The following is a 16,235-nucleotide window of genomic DNA, read 5'->3' on the forward strand; positions in this document are numbered from 1 at the left end:
ATGGATTCGTCGCACGTCTGGACCTTGCTGGCCGGCGTATCCGATCCCGAGATCCCTGTGATCTCGGTGGTGGACCTCGGCATCGTACGCGATGTGCAGGTCACCGGACCTTCGTCCTGCGCCATCACGATCACGCCGACCTATTCCGGCTGCCCGGCGATGCAGGTGATCGCTGACGATATCCAGCAAGCGCTGCACGATTCGGGTATTCAGCAGGTGGACATCATCACCCGCCTGTCGCCGGCGTGGACCACCGACTGGATGAGCGATGCAGGCAAGGCCCGCCTGAAAGGCTATGGCATTGCACCGCCTGCGCAGAAGGTGATCGACATCAGCGGTCTGCGGCGCATTGGCGCGCCTGCCGCGCCGGTCGATCCATTGCGCGCAGGCGTCGCGCGCGGAGCCGTGCCTGCACCCAAAGTCGTGTGCCCGCATTGCGGTTCGAGCCACACCGAAGTCACCAGCCAGTTCGGCTCCACGCCGTGCAAGGCGCTGTACAAGTGCCTGGACTGCAAAGAGCCTTTCGACTACTTCAAGTGCCACTGACATCATGAGCAAATTCTATCCGCTGTCTGTATCGAAAGTGCAGCAGGAAACGCGTGACTGCATCGCTGTCACTTTCGCCGTGCCTGCCGAACTGCAGGACTGTTTCAAATACACGCAAGGCCAGCACTTGACGCTGCGCACCAATATCGAATCGGAAGACGTGCGCCGCTCTTATTCGATCTGCTCCGCCGTGCAGGATGGCAGCCTGCGCGTGGCCATCAAGCGCACGCCGGGCGGTATGTTCTCCTGCTGGGCCAACGATATGCTGAAGCCCGGCGCGACAATCGATGTGATGCCGCCAATGGGCCACTTCAATGTGCCGCTGGACGCGCAGAGCCATCGCAACTACATGGCCTTCGCGGCGGGCAGCGGCATTACGCCTATCCTGTCCATCATCAAGACCACACTGCTGGCCGAGCCGAATAGCAAATTCACCCTGTTCTATGGCAACCGTGCTTCGTCCTCGGTGATTTTCAAGAACGAGCTGATGGAGCTGAAGGATAGCTACCTGGAGCGCCTGAACATCGTTTACGTGATGAGCCGCGAGCAGCAGGACATTGAACTTTTTAACGGCCGCATCACGAAAGAGAAAACCCGGCAATTTCTGGAGCACTGGGTCGATATCAAGGATTACGACGTGGCCTTCATCTGCGGCCCGGAAGACATGATGCACGGCGTCTCCGAAGCGTTGCAGGAAGCGGGTATGGCGAAGTCGAACATCAAGATCGAGCTGTTTGCCGCCAGCATTCCGAAGCACCAGCACAAGGCGCGCGCCCAGACCAGCGCGGAGCCGCACCTGACCGAAGTCACCGTGATCATGGACGGCAGCGCCGCCACCTTCACCATGGAGAAGGACAAGGAATCCATCCTCGACGCCGGCCTGCGCGCGGGACTGGATATGCGCTACTCCTGTAAAGGCGGCGTGTGTTCCACCTGCCGCTGCAAGGTGCTGGAAGGGAAAGTGGACATGGACGTCAACTACGCGCTGGAAGACTACGAAATCGCCCGCGGTTTCGTGCTGAGCTGCCAGAGCTTCCCGACGACCGACAAAGTAATCATCGACTATGACCAGGCTGAATAAACCCACGGCGGAAAACAGGTGGCAGCCACGATGTGGCTGCCACCAGGTTCAAGCCTTGGGTTCTAAAAAAGGAGACCACGAGTGAGCTACGAAAACATCCTGTTCGACATCAAAGACGGCGTCGCGCAACTGACGCTGAACCGCCCCGATAAACTGAACAGCTTCACGCAAGCCATGCACCTCGAAGTGCGCGAGGCGCTGGCGCAGGTCCGCAATGACAAATCCGTGCGCGTGCTGCTGCTGACCGGCGCCGGCCGCGGCTTCTGCGCCGGCCAGGATCTGGGCGACCGCGCCGTTGCTCCCGGCGGCGCGGCGGTCGATCTCGGCGAATCGGTCGAAAAATTCTACGCCCCGCTGGTGCTGGCGCTGCGCGAGTTGCCGATGCCGGTAATCTGCGCCGTGAACGGCGTCGCTGCTGGTGCAGGCGCCAACCTGGCCCTGGCCTGCGACATCGTGCTCGCTGCGAAATCCGCCAACTTCATCGAAGCCTTCTCCAAACTGGGCCTGATCCCGGACACCGGCGGCACCTGGCATCTGCCACGCCTGATCGGCCACGCCCGCGCCACCGGCCTCGCCATGCTGGGCGAAAAGCTGTCCGCCGAACGCGCCGAGCAATGGGGCCTGATCTGGAAAGCCGTGCCGGACGAGGAATTGATGAACGAAGCGCTGGCCATGGCCAGGCACTTCGCCACGGCGCCGACGAAGGGCCTGGCTTTCACCAAGCACGCCCTGCAAGCCAGCTGGCACAACACTTTGGCCGACCAGCTGAAACTGGAAGGTGAAATGATGCGTGAGCTGGGCTACAGTCACGATTATCGTGAAGGCGTCGATGCCTTCATGGCCAAACGCGCTCCCAACTTCAAAGGAGAGTAAGCATGTCCGCCCTCGCACAAGGCAGCACCGTCGCCGTCATCGGCAGCGGCGCCATGGGCTCCGGCATCGCGCAAGTTGCCGCAGCCGCTGGCTACAAGGTCAAACTGTTCGACACGCGCGCCGAAGCGGTGGCGAAAGCCATCGCCGATATCGGCACCGTATTCGGCAAGCTGGTTGAGAAGGGCAAGATGACCGGCGAAGCAGCGTCCGCAGCGCGCGAGCGCCTGCATGGCGTCGGCGTATTGGAAGACGTGGCCGATGCCGCGCTGGTGGTAGAAGCTATCGTCGAAAATCTGGACGTGAAGCGCGCCCTGTTCGGCGATCTGGAAAACATCGTCGCTGAAGACGCCATCCTTGCCACCAATACGTCCTCGATTTCCGTCACTGCCATCGCGGCCAGGCTGCGCAAGCCGCAGCGCCTGGTCGGTATGCACTTCTTCAATCCCGTGCCGCTGATGGCGCTGGTGGAAGTGATCAGCGGCGTGGCAACCGATGCGGACGTGGCGGAAACCGTGTATGACACCGCCGAAGCCTGGGGCAAGAATCCGGTGCACGCCAAATCTACGGCCGGTTTCATCGTCAACCGCGTGGCGCGTCCTTATTACGCCGAGGGCTGGCGCCTGCTGAACGAACAGGCCGCCGATGCGGCTACCATCGATGCCGTGATGCGCGAGGCGGGCGGCTTTCGCATGGGGCCATTCGAGTTGATGGACCTGATCGGCCATGACGTGAACTATTCCGTCACCGAATCCGTATTCCGCGCTTACTACAGCGATCCGCGCTTCACGCCGTCCGTTCTGCAGCTGGAACTGGTGAATGCGGGCCACTTCGGCCGCAAATCGGGTCGTGGCGTTTATCCGTACGGCGAGGGCGTCACAGCGCCCCAGGCGCAGGCGGAGGCGCCGCAGCCGAAGCCGGAATACGTTGGCTACAGTTTCGAGCCGGACGATGCGGCCGCGATCACCAACGTTATCGCGGAACGCCTGAAACAGAACGGCATGGCGGTCACCACGCGCAAATCGGCGGAAGGCCACCGCAAGCACGAAGCGCCGGCTTTCCACTGCAACGGCGCCGCCATCTACCTGACCGATGGCCGCACCGCCACTGCCCGCGCGCATGACGACAATCATCCGGACACCGTGCTGTTCGACCTTGTGTTCGACTACGCCAAATCGCCGCGCATCGCGGTCGCCAAAGCGGACCAGTGCAGCACCAACGCCTTCAATGCCGCCGTGGCCATGTTCCAGGCTGCCGGATTCGCGGTGAGCCGTCTGGATGACGTACCTGGCCTCGCTGTGATGCGTACCGTTGCAATGCTGGCCAACGAAGCCGCCGACGCCGTGAATCAAGGCGTGTGCAGCGCCACTGGCGCGGATACGGCGATGCAGAAGGGCGTCAACTACCCACGCGGCCCGTTGGCCTGGGCCGACCTGGTCGGCGTGAACCACGTCGCCACGGTGCTGGACAACCTGGCACACAGCTATGGCGAGGACCGTTATCGCGTGTCGCCCCTGCTGCGCCGCAAGCAGCAAAGCGGAGCCAAGATCCATGAATGACGCAACACTCCATCCGCAAGCTTTGGCCGAAGCGGCAGGCGCCATCATGTATGAGCGCGATGCCGCCAGCCAGGGCCTGGGTATGAAACTGACGGAAATCCGCCCCGGTTATGCGCGCATGACCATGCCGGTGCGGGCCGATATGCTGAACGGGCACCAGACCTGCCACGGCGGCTTTATCTTCGCACTGGCGGACAGCGCCTTTGCGTTTGCGTGCAACAGCCATAACCACATCACGGTGGGCGCAGGATGCACGATCGACTACCTGGCGCCCGGCCGCCAGGACGACCTGCTCATGGCGGAAGCCATCGAGCGCACCCTGTCCGGCAAGACCGGCATCTACGACGTCACGGTGAGCAACCAGGAAGGGCGCATCATCGCGACCTTCCGCGGCAAGTCGCATCGTGTCAGTGGCCAGCTGGTGACGACTCACGGCTGACGCAAACATATTCGGAGGAGACACCCGATGGTTCAACGTAATCCCGCCCCGTCTGACCTGGAACCGATCGAAAAGGCCAGCCGCGACGAACTCCAGGCCTTGCAACTGGAGCGCATGAAGTGGTCGCTCAAGCACGCATACGAGAACGTGCCGCACTACCGCAAAGCCTTCGATGAGAAAGGTGTGCATCCGGACGATTTGAAGACGCTGGCCGATCTGGCCAAGTTTCCCTTCACTGACAAGAAAACCCTGCGCGACAACTATCCTTTCGGCCTGTTCGCCGTGCCGCGCGAGAAGGTGGTGCGCGTGCACGCATCGAGCGGCACCACGGGCAAGGCAACTGTGGTTGGCTACACGCAGAACGACATCGATACCTGGGCCGGCTGCGTGGCGCGTTCGATTCGCGCTGCCGGTGGCCGCGCGGGCGATATGGTGCACATCTCCTATGGCTATGGCCTGTTCACGGGCGGCCTCGGTGCGCACTATGGCGCGGAACGCCTGGGCTGCACGGTGATTCCAATGTCCGGCGGGCAGACGGAAAAGCAGGTGCAGCTGATTCGCGACTTCGAACCATCGATCATCATGGTTACGCCGTCGTACATGCTGAACATCATCGAGGAATTTCAGCGCCAGGGCGTCGACCCGGCCAAGTCCTCGCTGCAGGTCGGCATCTTCGGCGCCGAGCCGTGGACGGATGCGATGCGCGCCGAGATCCAGGAACGTGCGGGTATCGACGCGGTGGATATCTACGGCTTGTCCGAAGTCATGGGGCCTGGCGTGGCAAGCGAATGTATCGAGTCGAAAGATGGCCCGGTCATCTGGGAAGACCATTTCTACCCGGAGATCATCGATCCCGAAACGGGCGAAGTGCTGCCGGAAGGATCGGAAGGCGAGCTGGTATTTACCACGCTGAGCAAGGAAGCGCTGCCGGTGATCCGCTATCGCACGCGCGACCTCACGCGCCTGTTGCCGCCGACCTCGCGCTCCATGCGCCGCATCGGCAAGATCACGGGGCGTTCGGACGACATGCTGATCATCCGCGGCGTGAACGTGTTCCCGACCCAGATCGAAGAACTGATCTGCAAGATGCACGAACTGGCGCCGCAATACCAGCTGGTGGTGACCCGGGACGGCCATCTGGACAAGCTGGAAGTGCTGGCCGAGCTGCGCCCCGGCGTTGATCCGGCGCAGGGACTTGTGCTGGCAAAAGAACTGGAACACCGCATCAAAACCATGGTCGGCGTTTCGACCAAAGTAAGCATGCTGCCGCCTGACGGCATTGAACGCACCTTGACCGGCAAGGCCAAGCGCGTAATCGACAAGCGACCCAAGGAATAATATGACTGAAGCTTATATCTGCGACGCCGTTCGCACTCCGTTCGGCCGCTACGGCGGTGCCCTGGCATCCGTGCGCGCCGACGACCTGGCCGCCGTGCCTATCGCCGCGCTGATGCAGCGTAATCCCGGCGTGGACTGGAAGCAGGTCGACGACATTTACTACGGCTGCGCCAACGGCGCGGGCGAAGATAACCGCAACGTGGGTCGCATGGCTGCGCTGCTGGCCGGCCTGCCGGTCGAAGTGCCGGCCAACACCATCAACCGCCTGTGCGGTTCCAGCCTGGACGCGGTGGGCATTGCGGCGCGCGCCATCAAGTCCGGCGAAGCGCATCTGGTGATCGCGGGCGGTGTGGAAAGCATGACCCGCGCGCCCTTCGTGATGGGCAAGGCGGACAGCGCCTTCTCGCGCAGCGCGAAGATCGAAGACACCACCATTGGCTGGCGCTTCGTGAACCCGCTGATGAAGGGGAAATATGGCATCGACTCCATGCCGGAAACGGCGGAAAACGTCGCAGAAGAATTCAAGATCAACCGCGCAGACCAGGATGCCTTTGCACTGCGCAGCCAGCAGCGCTGGGCCGCCGCGCATGCCGCGGGCTTCTTCGAAAAGGAAATCGTACCGGTCACGATCCCTCAGAAGAAAGGTGATCCTAAGGTGGTCAGCACCGACGAGCATCCGCGTCCGGAAACCACCATCGAACAACTGGCCAATCTGAAAGGCGTCGTCAAGCCTGAAGGCACGGTCACCGCAGGCAATGCCTCCGGCGTGAACGATGGCGCCTGTGCGGTGCTGCTGGCCTCCGGTGCGGCGGTCGATAAATTCGGTCTGAAGCCGCGCGCCAAAGTGCTGGGCATGGCGACCGCCGGCCTGGCGCCGCGCATCATGGGCTTCGGTCCGTCGCCCGCTTCGAAGAAAGTGTTGGCGCAACTGGGTATGACTATCGAGCAGATGGATGTGATCGAATTGAACGAGGCCTTTGCCGCACAAGGCCTGGCGGTGACGCGCGATCTCGGCCTGCCGGACGATGCTGCCCACGTGAACCCGAACGGCGGCGCTATCGCTATCGGACACCCGCTCGGCGCGTCCGGCGCACGCCTGGTGACAACGGCGCTGAATCAACTTGAACGCACTGGCGGCCGCTACGCGCTGTGCACCATGTGCATTGGCGTGGGCCAGGGCATCGCGCTGGTGATCGAGCGAGTCTGATCATGCCGATCTACGAGATCAACGGCGTGCGTCCGGTCGTGCATCCGGCCGCATACGTACACCCGACGGCAGTGCTGATCGGTGACGTGATTGTTGGCCCGCGCTGCTATGTGGCGCCGCTGGCCTCCCTGCGCGGTGATTTCGGCCGCCTGATCCTGGAAGAGGGCGCGAACCTGCAGGATACCTGCGTGATGCATGGCTTCCCCGGCGCCGACACCGTGGTTGAAAAGGATGGCCACATTGGCCACGGCGCCGTGCTGCATGGCTGCCGCATCGGCCGCAATGCGCTGGTCGGCATGAACGCAGTCGTGATGGATAACGCGGTGGTTGGCCCGGAAAGCATCATCGCGGCCTGCGCTTTCGTGAAGGCCGGCTCGGAAATCCCGCCACGCAGCATGGTGATGGGTACGCCCGCCAAGGTGGTGCGCCAGGTGAGTGACCAGGAACTGAAGTGGAAGGAAGGCGGCACGGGCCAATATCACGAGCTGGCCATGCGCTCGATGCAAACCATGCACGAGGTGGAGCCGGACACCGAAGTGGCGCCGGACCGTCCTCGCATGCAATGGGACACCTCGCTGCCTATGCATCTGCACAAGCAATCAAATAAATCGGAGACTTGAACAAATGGCACAAACTCTGCAAAGCTTCATCGGTGGCCGCTGGCATGGCAAGGAGGCCGCGACGCCGCTGTACAACGCACTGACCAATGGCGTGATCTATCACACCCACGCCGAGAAGCTGGACTTCGCGGAAGCGGTGCACTACGGCCGCAAGACGGGCATCCCTTCGCTGATGAAGCTGGACTTCCAGCAGCGCGCCGCTTGCCTGAAGGCTTTGGCGCTGTACCTGATGGAGCGCAAGGAAGAGCTGTATGCGATCTCGCACCTGACCGGTGCAACGCGTCCGGACAGCTGGGTGGATGTGGAGGGCGGCATCGGCACCCTGTTCGCCTACGCCAGCATGGGCAGCCGCGAGCTGCCTTCGTCCAATGTGCTGCATGAAGGCCCGGCCATGGCGCTGGGTAAGCGCGGCGGCTTTGCAGGAACGCACATCCTCGTGCCACGTGGCGGTATCGCAGTGCATATCAATGCGTTCAACTTCCCGATCTGGGGGCTGCTGGAAAAGTTCGCACCAAGCTTCCTGGCGGCGATGCCGTGCATCGGCAAGCCTGCCACGGCAACCAGCTATCTGACCGAAGCACTGGTCCGCATGATCAACGATTCCGGACTGCTGCCGGAAGGCGCGCTGCAGCTGGTGATTGGTTCGACCGGCGATCTGCTGGACCGCCTGCAAGGTCCGGACGCGGTGACCTTCACCGGTTCCGCCGACACTGCCGCCAAGCTGCGCTCCAACAGCAATATTCTTAATAACTCGATTCCGTTCACCGCCGAAGCGGACTCGCTGAACTGCGCGATTCTGGCGCCGGATGTCACGCCGGATGATCCTGAATTCGATCTGTTCGTGAAAGAAGTGGCGCGCGAGATGACCGGCAAAGCGGGCCAGAAATGTACCGCCATCCGCCGCATCATCGTGCCGCAGAACCGCGTGGATGCTGTGGCGGAGCGCCTGCGCGATCGCCTGTCGAAGGTCGTTGTCGGCGACCCGTCGGTGGAAGGTGTGCGCATGGGCGCCCTGGCTTCCAAAGACCAGCAGCGCGACGTGGCCGAGCGCGTGGCGATGCTCGCCAAGGGCAATGAAATGGTATTCGGTTCGGACTCGCTCAAACTGGTCGGCGAAGGTGTGGCGGAAGGCGCCTTCTTCTCGCCGACCCTGCTGTTGTGCCGCAATGCGCTGAGCAACGATGCGGTACACGACGTGGAAGCCTTTGGTCCTGTCAGCACCATGATGACCTACAACGATATGGACGAAGCGCTGGAACTGGCCGCGCGCGGCAAGGGCAGCCTGGTGTCGACGCTGGTGACCAAAGATCCGATGATCGCCGCCCGTGCCGTGCCAATCGCCGCGGCTTCGCATGGCCGCGTGCTGGTGCTGGAGCGCGAAGCGTCCGTCGATTCCACCGGCCATGGTTCGCCGTTGCCGCAGCTGAAGCACGGCGGTCCGGGACGCGCGGGCGGTGGCGAGGAGCTGGGCGGCGTCCGCGCGGTGCGCCACTTCCTGCAGCGCGCGGCGGTGCAGGGATCGCCGACCATGCTGTCGGCCATCACGGGCGAGTATGTGCGCGGTGGCGCGGTGCGCGAGAGCGAGGTTCATCCGTTCCGCAAACACTTCGAAGATCTGGTAGTAGGCGATTCGCTGCTCACGCATCGCCGCACGGTCAGCGAGGCGGATATCGTCAACTTCGGTGGCGTGTCCGGCGACTACTTCTACATGCACTTTGACGAGATTGCTGCGAAGGATACGCAATTCGGCAAGCGTATTGCACACGGCTACTTCGTGCTGTCGGCTGCTGCGGGTCTGTTCGTGTCGCCGGCGCCGGGACCTGTGCTGGCCAACTATGGCCTGGACAACCTGCGCTTCATCACGCCGGTGGCGATTGGAGACACCATCCGTGCGCGCCTGACCTGCAAGCGCAAGGTGGATCGCAACCGCAAGGACGACAAAGGCGTCGGCCAGGGCGTGGTAGCATGGGACGTACAAGTCACCAACCAGAACGATGAACTGGTTGCCAGCTACGATATCCTGACGCTCGTCTCCAAGCGCGCCTGATCGCCCCGTCTCCGGGCCGGCGCCTGCGCGGCGGGCGTCCGGCCAATAAGGAGACAGAATGCAGATAAGCCGTTCCATCGTCCACGGCGCCACCCGGGCGCCGCTCATCCTCAGCGCTCTCGCCAGTGCATTCCTCGCCGCCGCCCAAGCCGCACCTGCTACAACTCAGGCTGCAGCCGTCACGCCCGTCGCTGCCGTCGCACCTGCCGGCACGCCGCCGGCGCCAGGTCCGGAAGTGCGCAAGTTCCTGAAGTACGATGCTCCTCTGATCGCCCTGGCGCACGTGCGCGTGATCGACGGCACCGGCGCCGCCCCGCTGGAAGACCGCACCGTCATCCTGCGCGATGGCCGCATCGACAGCATCCTGGCTGCCAATGTAGCGCCGCCGAAGGATGCGCAGGTGATCGATCTGAAGGGCCGTACGGTTATGCCGGGTCTGGTCGGCATGCACAATCACCTGATGTACACGGCTTCGCTGAATCAGGACGAGGAGGGAAAGCTGCCGCCGCCAGGCTTCTTTGTCACCGAAATCGCCTTCACGGCGCCGCGCCTGTATCTGGCGTCTGGCGTAACGACCATGCGCACTACCGGCAGCATTGAACCCTACAACGACCTGAATATCCGCCGCGCCATCGATGCGATGCAGATTCCCGGTCCGCATCTCGATGTGACCGGCCCTTATCTTGAAGGCAAGGGCACCGTCTTCCCGCAGATGGCGGTGCTGGAAGAACAGGCTCACGCCCGCAAGACCGTCGCGTTCTGGGCCACTGAAGGCGCAACCTCGTTCAAGGCCTATATGAACATCAGCGCGCCGGTGCTGGGTGCGGCCATCGACGAGGCGCACAAGCATGGCATCAAAATCACCGGACACCTGTGCGCCGTCAGTTACCGCGAGGCCGCCGCACTGGGTATCGATAATCTGGAACACGGCCCGGTCTTCACGGATACCGAATTCGTCGCCAACAAGCAGCCGAACCGCTGCCCGACCGGCGCGGAAATGCAGGCGTCGTGGGAGAAGCGCGAGATCGGCAGCCCGGAAGTGCAGGAGCTGATTCGCGACCTGGTACAGAAGAAGGTCGCCGTCACTTCCACGCTGCCAGTGTTTGAAGCCTTTGTCGCCACCCGTCCGCTGCTGTCGAAGAAGCAGATGGAGATGATGTCGCCCGAATCGCTGCGCAGTCACTTGGCCGCGAAAGCCACGGCGGCTGGCAATTCCGAGCGCGCCGCAAAGCAAGAGGCGATGCTGAAGAAGGAAATGGCCTTCGAACTGGCTTTCGTGCGCGCAGGCGGCACGCTGCTGGCCGGACCTGACCCCACCGGCAATGGTGGCACCTTGCCCGGCTTCGGCGATCAGCGCGAGCTGGAATTGCTGGTGGAGGCTGGCTTCACACCGCTGGAGGCAATCCGTATCGCCACCTACAATGGTGCGCGCTTCCTCGGCCTGCAGGACCGCATCGGCACCATCGAACCTGGCAAGCACGCTGACCTGATCGTGATCGACGGCGACCCGTCGCAACGCATCAACGACATCGAGAACGTGGAGACGGTGTTCAAGGATGGTCTGGGTTACGATTCCGCCAAACTGCGCGCCTCGGTGCGCGGCATGGTCGGCATTCGCTGACTTTTTTGCCACAAGCCGCGAAAAAGACATTGAACTGAAGGCCCCCGTGTACCAAGCTGTATTTTTGGGGATGGGGGAACGAACATGGCTAAGCATAAGCTGTGGGGGATAGTCGCGTGCCTGCTCATAACAGGCCAAGCGATAGCAGGGGCCAACGAAGCGCGTCTGGCGCGCGGCAAATACCTGGTGGAAGGCGTGCTGGCTTGCGCCAACTGCCACGGCGTGCGCGATGAGAAGGGGCGCGTATTGGCGGAGAAGGGCATGTCCGGCGGCTTCCACCTCGTGGAGCCCATGTTCGATGCCTATGTCCCCAACATCACGACCGATCCCGAAACCGGTATCGGCAAATGGACAGATGCCCAGCTGGGCAAGGCGATCCGCGAGGGTGTGCGGCCGGATGGCAGCATCCTGTCGCCGTTGATGCCGGTGGAGTATTACCGCACGCTGTCCGACGATGATCTCAAAGCGGTCATTCTCTACTTGCGCGCACAGCCTCCCGTGAAATCCGTGGTGCCTAAGTCCACATGGAACTTCCCGCTGCCACCGACTTATGGTCCGCCGCTGGTCAACGTAAAAGCCCCGTCGCCAAGGGACAAGGTGGCTTACGGCCGCTACCTCATCACGCTGGGGCACTGCCTGGAATGCCACACACCGCGCGGCGAAAAGGGCCAGCTCGATGCAACACGGCTTGGCGCGGGCGGGCAATCGATCAATGGTCCATGGGGCGAGTCCATCTCGCGCAATATCACTTCCCATGCTGAGGGCTTGAGAGACTGGTCGGACACCGAGATCGCTACCGCCATCCGCACCGGCATGGACCGTAGCGGCAAACACTATCGCCCGCCGATGGCCTTCGACTGGTACCACAACATCAGCGATGCCGACATCACGGCGATGATCGCCTACCTGCGCACGCTGCCGCCCGTGGAGAGTGTTGCGAAATAAGCGGTAGTGACATTGCGCGACTTTTGACGAGGGGGCCTGCACGTATGATGGGGCTCCCTTAACTTCACGCCATTTCACCGATGAAGAAACTTGCCCTTGCCGTGACCATCGCCACTGCGGCCGCAGGCTGCGCCACCATCCAGAAAGTATCCATCGATTCGAATTCCGTCAGCGTGATGAAGGGCCAGACCGTAGCGCTGACCACGCGTGCGGCCAAACCTGATTTTGCGGCGCAGACGGCCGGGAAAGCGGCTTTTGCGGTCCTGGGTGCCGTGGCCATGATCAGCGCGGGCAATGAAATCATCAGGACCAATGACGTGCAAGACCCGGCCGGCGATATCAGCCGCTGGCTGGGCGACGATCTGCGCGATATACGCGGCATGCAAGTGGTCGCGCCGATCACGGTCACGTCAGGCGACGCGGAGCAGTTGGCGAGCGCTGCATCCGGCAAGGCCAGGTACGTGCTGGATGTGGAAACCGTGAACTGGATGTTCGGCTACTTCCCCACCGACTGGTCGCACTACCGCGTGATGCACGTGGCGAACGCGCGCCTGGTTGATGTCGCAACGAGGAAGGTGGTGGCGCAAGGCCAGTGCAAACACATGGCCGAATCGAATACCGATGCGCCGACCTACGATGAGTTGCTGGACAACCGCGCTGCGGCGCTGAAGAAGGAGCTGTCGGTCGCCTCGCTGGAATGTGCCAGCACCCTGAAGAAAGAGATGCTGGCCTTGTAATCAGGCGCGCGAGGCTGCTGGCGCGGGCGCGGCTTGCTGCGCCTGGCGCGCGGATTGCAGCAGCCAGACACCGCTCAGGATGAAGGCCATTGCAGCGATGCTGGTGCCGTCCAGTGCTTCGCCGGCGATGGTGTGGCCGATGATCAGGGCGACCACGGGCGGCAGGTAGGTCACGCTGGCTGCGCGCAACGCGCCCAATTCCCCCACCAGGTAGTAATACAGCATATAGGCCACGCCGGTGCCGGCGATGCCGAGGCCGGCGATCAGGCCGACGCAGGCGACCGTGTCACCGGCGATGCGGCCGATGCCGTGCAGGTCGGTCACGGCCAGCAGCATCACCAGCGCGGCGCCGATCTGGTAAGTGGAGAGTGCCGCGGCCGGAATGCCTTTGTCGACCAGGAAGCGCTTCGCGTAAACGAAGGAGCAGCCGACGCTGAGCGAACCGGCCAGCATATAGGCCACGCCGACCGGATCGACAGCGCTGGCTTGCCACGGCCGGGCGATCAGTGCAATGCCAACCAGGCCAAGCGCCAGGCCGCCCAGTGCTGCGCGTCCCACTTTTTCTTCGCGCAGGAAGAGCAGGGCAGTCAGGAAGGAGCTAAGCGGAATCGCACCACTCAGCATGCCCGCGATGGCGGACGGCAGCAGCCGCGCCCCTGCGGCGTAAGCGAAGTAGTAGAGCGCCGTCGCCAGCAAGCCCATTACGATGTAGTGGCGCCAGTAGCGCAGGTGCGACCAGCTGAGCAAGCCGCGCAGCAGCGCATAGGCCAGCAGGGGGAAGAAGCCGAACACCGCGCGCAGCAGAACCACCTGTCCGGCAGGGATCAGGGCGGTGGCCCATTTCATGAAGATGAAGTTGGCGCCCCAGATCAGTCCAAGCAGGAGGTAGGCGGCGTAGGCGGTGCGTTTCATGGTCAAACTCATTCAGAAAGCTTCATTCTCGGTTCGCACGGCCGAGGCGACAAACGATTATATTTATGCTTTGGTATAGAAAAACTATAGCATGGACCGTATGCCGCCCTTGAAAGCGCTGGCCGTCTTCGACGTGGCCATGCAGCACCGCAGCTTCGCGCTGGCGGCGGAGGCGCTATCGGTCACACCCGGCGCGGTGGGCCAGCAGATACAGCGCTTGGAAGAGTGGCTGGGCGTAACGCTGTTCGTGCGCAAGGTGCGCGCGGTGGAGCCGACGCCGGCGGCTGAAGAATACTGGCGCGAGATCCGCCCGGCGTTGTCCGCAATCAGCCGTGCCAGCAGCGCCTTGCGCCACAGCGGATCGCAGGAGCTGTGCATCTCCATGCCGCCCACCTTTGCGGCAAAGTGGTTCAGCAACCATATGGCGCGCTTTGTTGAGCAACATCCCGGCATCACGCTGCGCGTGAGCGCGTCCACAGCGATAACGGATCTGGCCAGCGGCGCGGTCGATCTGGCAATTCGCCATTACGACGGTGTACCGGCTGCGGATTTACAGGCCACTTTGCTGACCCACGACAGGATCACGATCTTCTGCGCACCGGGTTATGTGGAGCGCCTGGAGTTGCACGAGCTGGCCGATGTGCGCCGCGCGACCTTGCTGCATACGACGCTGCATCCGCACTGGGTCGAATGGCTTGGGCGTTTTGCGGGGATGACCCCGGAACAGGTGGACGCCATCGGCGGCCTGCACTTCGATCAAACCCTGCTTGCCATCGAAGCGGCCCGTCGTGGGCGGGGACTGGTGCTGTGCAGCGCGCTGCTGATCGAGGAGGAGCTGGCGGAGGACGGCCTGTATGCCCCCTTTGACTGCGAGCTGGAACTGCCGAAGAGCTATTACCTTGTGCAGCCATCCGCCGCGGCTTTGCGTCCGGCGGCGGAGCTGCTCAAGGAATGGATACTGGCGGAGTTTACAGCTTGAACGGATTGTCGATGGTATGCGATGGTTCGGTGAACCAGCGCGGGCCGTCTTCCGCCATGTAGAAGTGGTCTTCGTGGCGTACGCCGAATTCGCCCGGCACTACGATCATCGGCTCATTGGAGAAGGTCATGCCGACGTCCAGCGGGGTCTTGTCGCCGCCCACCAGATAGGGCCATTCATGGATGTCCAGGCCGATACCGTGGCCGGTGCGGTGCGGCAGGCCTGGCAGTTTGTACTCGGGACCGAAGCCGTTGGCTTGCAAGGAGCGGCGTGCGGCCTGGTCGACTTCCTCGCAAGGGACGCCCAGCTGCGCGGCTTCGAATGCAGCCTGCTGTGCCGCCTTCTCCGCATTCCACACGAAGCGCTGGCGCTCGCTTGGTTCGCCGAAGACATAGGTGCGCGTGATGTCGGAAATGTAGTTCAGCAGCTTGCAGCCGGTGTCGATCAGTACCGTGTCGCCTTGCTTCAGCGTTTGCACGTAGCTGACGCCGTGTGGGAAGGATGTGGCCACGCCGAACAGCACGATCACGAAATACGATCCGGCCGGTGCGCCGACCTTGCGGTGGGCGCGGTCGATGAACTCGGCCACTTCGGTGGTCGTGATGCCTTCGCGCAGAATGCTGGCGGTGGCGATGTGCACGGCCAGGGTCATGTCCTTGGCGCGCTGCATCAGGGCGATTTCGGCCTTGGACTTGCGGGTGCGGCAGTGCGCCGTCACATTGCGCGCGTTCTCCAGCGCGTAGCCATTGGCCAGCGGACGGATGCCGTCGTAGATGAAAAACGCTGCCGATTCGTCGATGCCAACGCGCGGCGGCTGTGCAGGATTCGGCGCAATGCCCATGCGGGCCAGAACGCCGATAAACAGCTGATAAGGGCTTTCGTGCTCGTGCCAGCAATTCACCCGGCCTTCGATCAGCATGAAGTCGTTCAGCGTATCTTCCTCGAAGGCGGGGGCGATGTACTCGACGGGACCATTTGCGGGCAGGATGGCGCCAACCATGCGCTCGCTCGGATGCCATTTGGTGCCGGTGAAGTAGAGCAGGTTGCTGCCTGCGTTGATGTAGATCGCTGCAATGCCTTGCTGCTGCATATAAGCCTGCGCGCGGGCGATGCGTGCCTGATGCTCTTCCTTGCCGATGGGGACGGCGCCTGCCGTCATGTCCTTCAGGCTGGCCAGTGCCTCTTCAACCGTTTTTCCGCCGATGCCGATGCTCATGGTGTCCTCCGAAAATCAAGGCCGCCATCATAGCACCGGCCGCAAGGCCAAAACCGCCTTGTGCAGGGATCGTCATCGCGTATGCGGAGTGCTGCACACGAAAAAAACCGCCGGCCCA

Annotated in this window: 15 protein-coding genes; 13 read left to right on the top strand and 2 right to left on the bottom strand. The window is 62.8% G+C overall.

Annotation, left to right across the window (positions count from 1 at the left end):
- The 12 genes from paaD to AB4Z19_RS19320 all read left to right on the top strand — a co-directional run bounded on the left by paaD (window position 1) and on the right by AB4Z19_RS19320 (window position 13,010).
- Window positions 1-546 carry a 1,2-phenylacetyl-CoA epoxidase subunit PaaD gene (gene paaD, locus AB4Z19_RS19265; RefSeq protein WP_442021661.1) on the top strand — a complete coding sequence of 182 codons (546 nt, stop codon included), beginning with the start codon at window positions 1-3 and terminating at the stop codon, window positions 544-546.
- 4 nt (window positions 547-550) lie between these two features.
- Complete coding sequence (gene paaE, locus AB4Z19_RS19270) at window positions 551-1,627, top strand: 1,2-phenylacetyl-CoA epoxidase subunit PaaE (RefSeq protein ID WP_442021659.1); 1,077 nt, start codon at window positions 551-553, stop codon at window positions 1,625-1,627.
- 81 nt (window positions 1,628-1,708) lie between these two features.
- Window positions 1,709-2,500 (top strand): 2-(1,2-epoxy-1,2-dihydrophenyl)acetyl-CoA isomerase PaaG, encoded by a 792-nt coding sequence (gene paaG, locus AB4Z19_RS19275; RefSeq protein WP_442021657.1) that lies wholly within the window; start codon window positions 1,709-1,711, stop codon window positions 2,498-2,500.
- Between the two features lie 2 nt (window positions 2,501-2,502).
- Complete coding sequence (gene paaH / locus AB4Z19_RS19280; protein ID WP_442021655.1) at window positions 2,503-4,056, top strand: 3-hydroxyacyl-CoA dehydrogenase PaaH; 1,554 nt, start codon at window positions 2,503-2,505, stop codon at window positions 4,054-4,056.
- Complete coding sequence (paaI, locus tag AB4Z19_RS19285) at window positions 4,049-4,495, top strand: hydroxyphenylacetyl-CoA thioesterase PaaI (protein WP_442021653.1); 447 nt, start codon at window positions 4,049-4,051, stop codon at window positions 4,493-4,495. Before paaH ends, paaI begins: the two co-directional genes overlap by 8 nt.
- A 27-nt stretch (window positions 4,496-4,522) precedes the next feature.
- Window positions 4,523-5,833 (top strand): phenylacetate--CoA ligase PaaK, encoded by a 1,311-nt coding sequence (gene paaK, locus AB4Z19_RS19290; RefSeq protein WP_442021651.1) that lies wholly within the window; start codon window positions 4,523-4,525, stop codon window positions 5,831-5,833.
- Between the two features lies 1 nt (window position 5,834).
- Window positions 5,835-7,040 (top strand): 3-oxoadipyl-CoA thiolase, encoded by a 1,206-nt coding sequence (gene pcaF, locus AB4Z19_RS19295; RefSeq protein ID WP_442021649.1) that lies wholly within the window; start codon window positions 5,835-5,837, stop codon window positions 7,038-7,040.
- Entirely contained in the window at window positions 7,040-7,660 is a 621-nt protein-coding gene (gene paaY, locus AB4Z19_RS19300; protein ID WP_442021701.1) for a phenylacetic acid degradation protein PaaY, read from the top strand. Before pcaF ends, paaY begins: the two co-directional genes overlap by 1 nt.
- Before the next feature lie 4 nt (window positions 7,661-7,664).
- Window positions 7,665-9,707 (top strand): phenylacetic acid degradation bifunctional protein PaaZ, encoded by a 2,043-nt coding sequence (paaZ, locus tag AB4Z19_RS19305; protein ID WP_442021647.1) that lies wholly within the window; start codon window positions 7,665-7,667, stop codon window positions 9,705-9,707.
- A gap of 58 nt (window positions 9,708-9,765) precedes the next feature.
- A complete protein-coding gene (locus AB4Z19_RS19310; protein ID WP_442035801.1) occupies window positions 9,766-11,328 on the top strand; it encodes an amidohydrolase family protein in 1,563 nt (520 codons plus the stop codon).
- An 84-nt stretch (window positions 11,329-11,412) separates the two neighbouring features.
- Window positions 11,413-12,273 carry a c-type cytochrome gene (locus tag AB4Z19_RS19315; protein WP_442035802.1) on the top strand — a complete coding sequence of 287 codons (861 nt, stop codon included), beginning with the start codon at window positions 11,413-11,415 and terminating at the stop codon, window positions 12,271-12,273.
- An 80-nt stretch (window positions 12,274-12,353) separates the two neighbouring features.
- A complete protein-coding gene (locus AB4Z19_RS19320; RefSeq protein ID WP_442021641.1) occupies window positions 12,354-13,010 on the top strand; it encodes a hypothetical protein in 657 nt (218 codons plus the stop codon).
- Here the strand turns inward: AB4Z19_RS19320 and AB4Z19_RS19325 are convergent, their stop codons facing one another.
- Window positions 13,011-13,922, bottom strand: a complete 912-nt coding sequence (locus tag AB4Z19_RS19325; RefSeq protein WP_442021639.1) for a DMT family transporter — start codon at window positions 13,920-13,922, stop codon at window positions 13,011-13,013.
- A 91-nt stretch (window positions 13,923-14,013) separates the two neighbouring features.
- On the opposite strand from AB4Z19_RS19325, the gene AB4Z19_RS19330 reads away from it, so the two are divergent.
- The gene (locus tag AB4Z19_RS19330; RefSeq protein ID WP_442035803.1) at window positions 14,014-14,901 is read left to right on the top strand and encodes a LysR substrate-binding domain-containing protein; all 888 of its coding nucleotides are present in this window, start codon (window positions 14,014-14,016) and stop codon (window positions 14,899-14,901) included.
- On the opposite strand, the gene AB4Z19_RS19335 is transcribed toward AB4Z19_RS19330, so the two are convergent.
- A complete protein-coding gene (locus AB4Z19_RS19335; protein WP_442021635.1) occupies window positions 14,891-16,117 on the bottom strand; it encodes a M24 family metallopeptidase in 1,227 nt (408 codons plus the stop codon). The two genes, AB4Z19_RS19330 and AB4Z19_RS19335, sit on opposite strands and share 11 nt — an antisense overlap.
- Window positions 16,118-16,235: the final 118 nt, after the last annotated feature.

Origin of the sequence: Pseudoduganella sp. RAF19 (assembly GCF_052114165.1) — a bacterium.
Taxonomy (GTDB): Bacteria; Pseudomonadota; Gammaproteobacteria; order Burkholderiales; family Burkholderiaceae_D; genus Rugamonas.

Bases quoted from the DNA above. Each gene is read 5' to 3' on its own strand.
- AB4Z19_RS19335 (WP_442021635.1), bottom strand. From the start codon at position 16,117: ATGAGCATCGGCATCGGCGGAAAAACGGTTGAAGAGGCACTGGCCAGC.
- AB4Z19_RS19325 (WP_442021639.1), bottom strand. From the start codon at position 13,922: ATGAAACGCACCGCCTACGCCGCCTACCTCCTGCTTGGACTGATCTGG.
- AB4Z19_RS19310 (WP_442035801.1), top strand. From the start codon at position 9,766: ATGCAGATAAGCCGTTCCATCGTCCACGGCGCCACCCGGGCGCCGCTC.
- paaE (WP_442021659.1), top strand. From the start codon at position 551: ATGAGCAAATTCTATCCGCTGTCTGTATCGAAAGTGCAGCAGGAAACG.
- AB4Z19_RS19315 (WP_442035802.1), top strand. From the start codon at position 11,413: ATGGCTAAGCATAAGCTGTGGGGGATAGTCGCGTGCCTGCTCATAACA.
- paaH (WP_442021655.1), top strand. From the start codon at position 2,503: ATGTCCGCCCTCGCACAAGGCAGCACCGTCGCCGTCATCGGCAGCGGC.
- paaK (WP_442021651.1), top strand. From the start codon at position 4,523: ATGGTTCAACGTAATCCCGCCCCGTCTGACCTGGAACCGATCGAAAAG.
- pcaF (WP_442021649.1), top strand. From the start codon at position 5,835: ATGACTGAAGCTTATATCTGCGACGCCGTTCGCACTCCGTTCGGCCGC.
- paaZ (WP_442021647.1), top strand. From the start codon at position 7,665: ATGGCACAAACTCTGCAAAGCTTCATCGGTGGCCGCTGGCATGGCAAG.
- AB4Z19_RS19320 (WP_442021641.1), top strand. From the start codon at position 12,354: ATGAAGAAACTTGCCCTTGCCGTGACCATCGCCACTGCGGCCGCAGGC.
- AB4Z19_RS19330 (WP_442035803.1), top strand. From the start codon at position 14,014: ATGGACCGTATGCCGCCCTTGAAAGCGCTGGCCGTCTTCGACGTGGCC.
- paaI (WP_442021653.1), top strand. From the start codon at position 4,049: ATGAATGACGCAACACTCCATCCGCAAGCTTTGGCCGAAGCGGCAGGC.
- paaD (WP_442021661.1), top strand. From the start codon at position 1: ATGGATTCGTCGCACGTCTGGACCTTGCTGGCCGGCGTATCCGATCCC.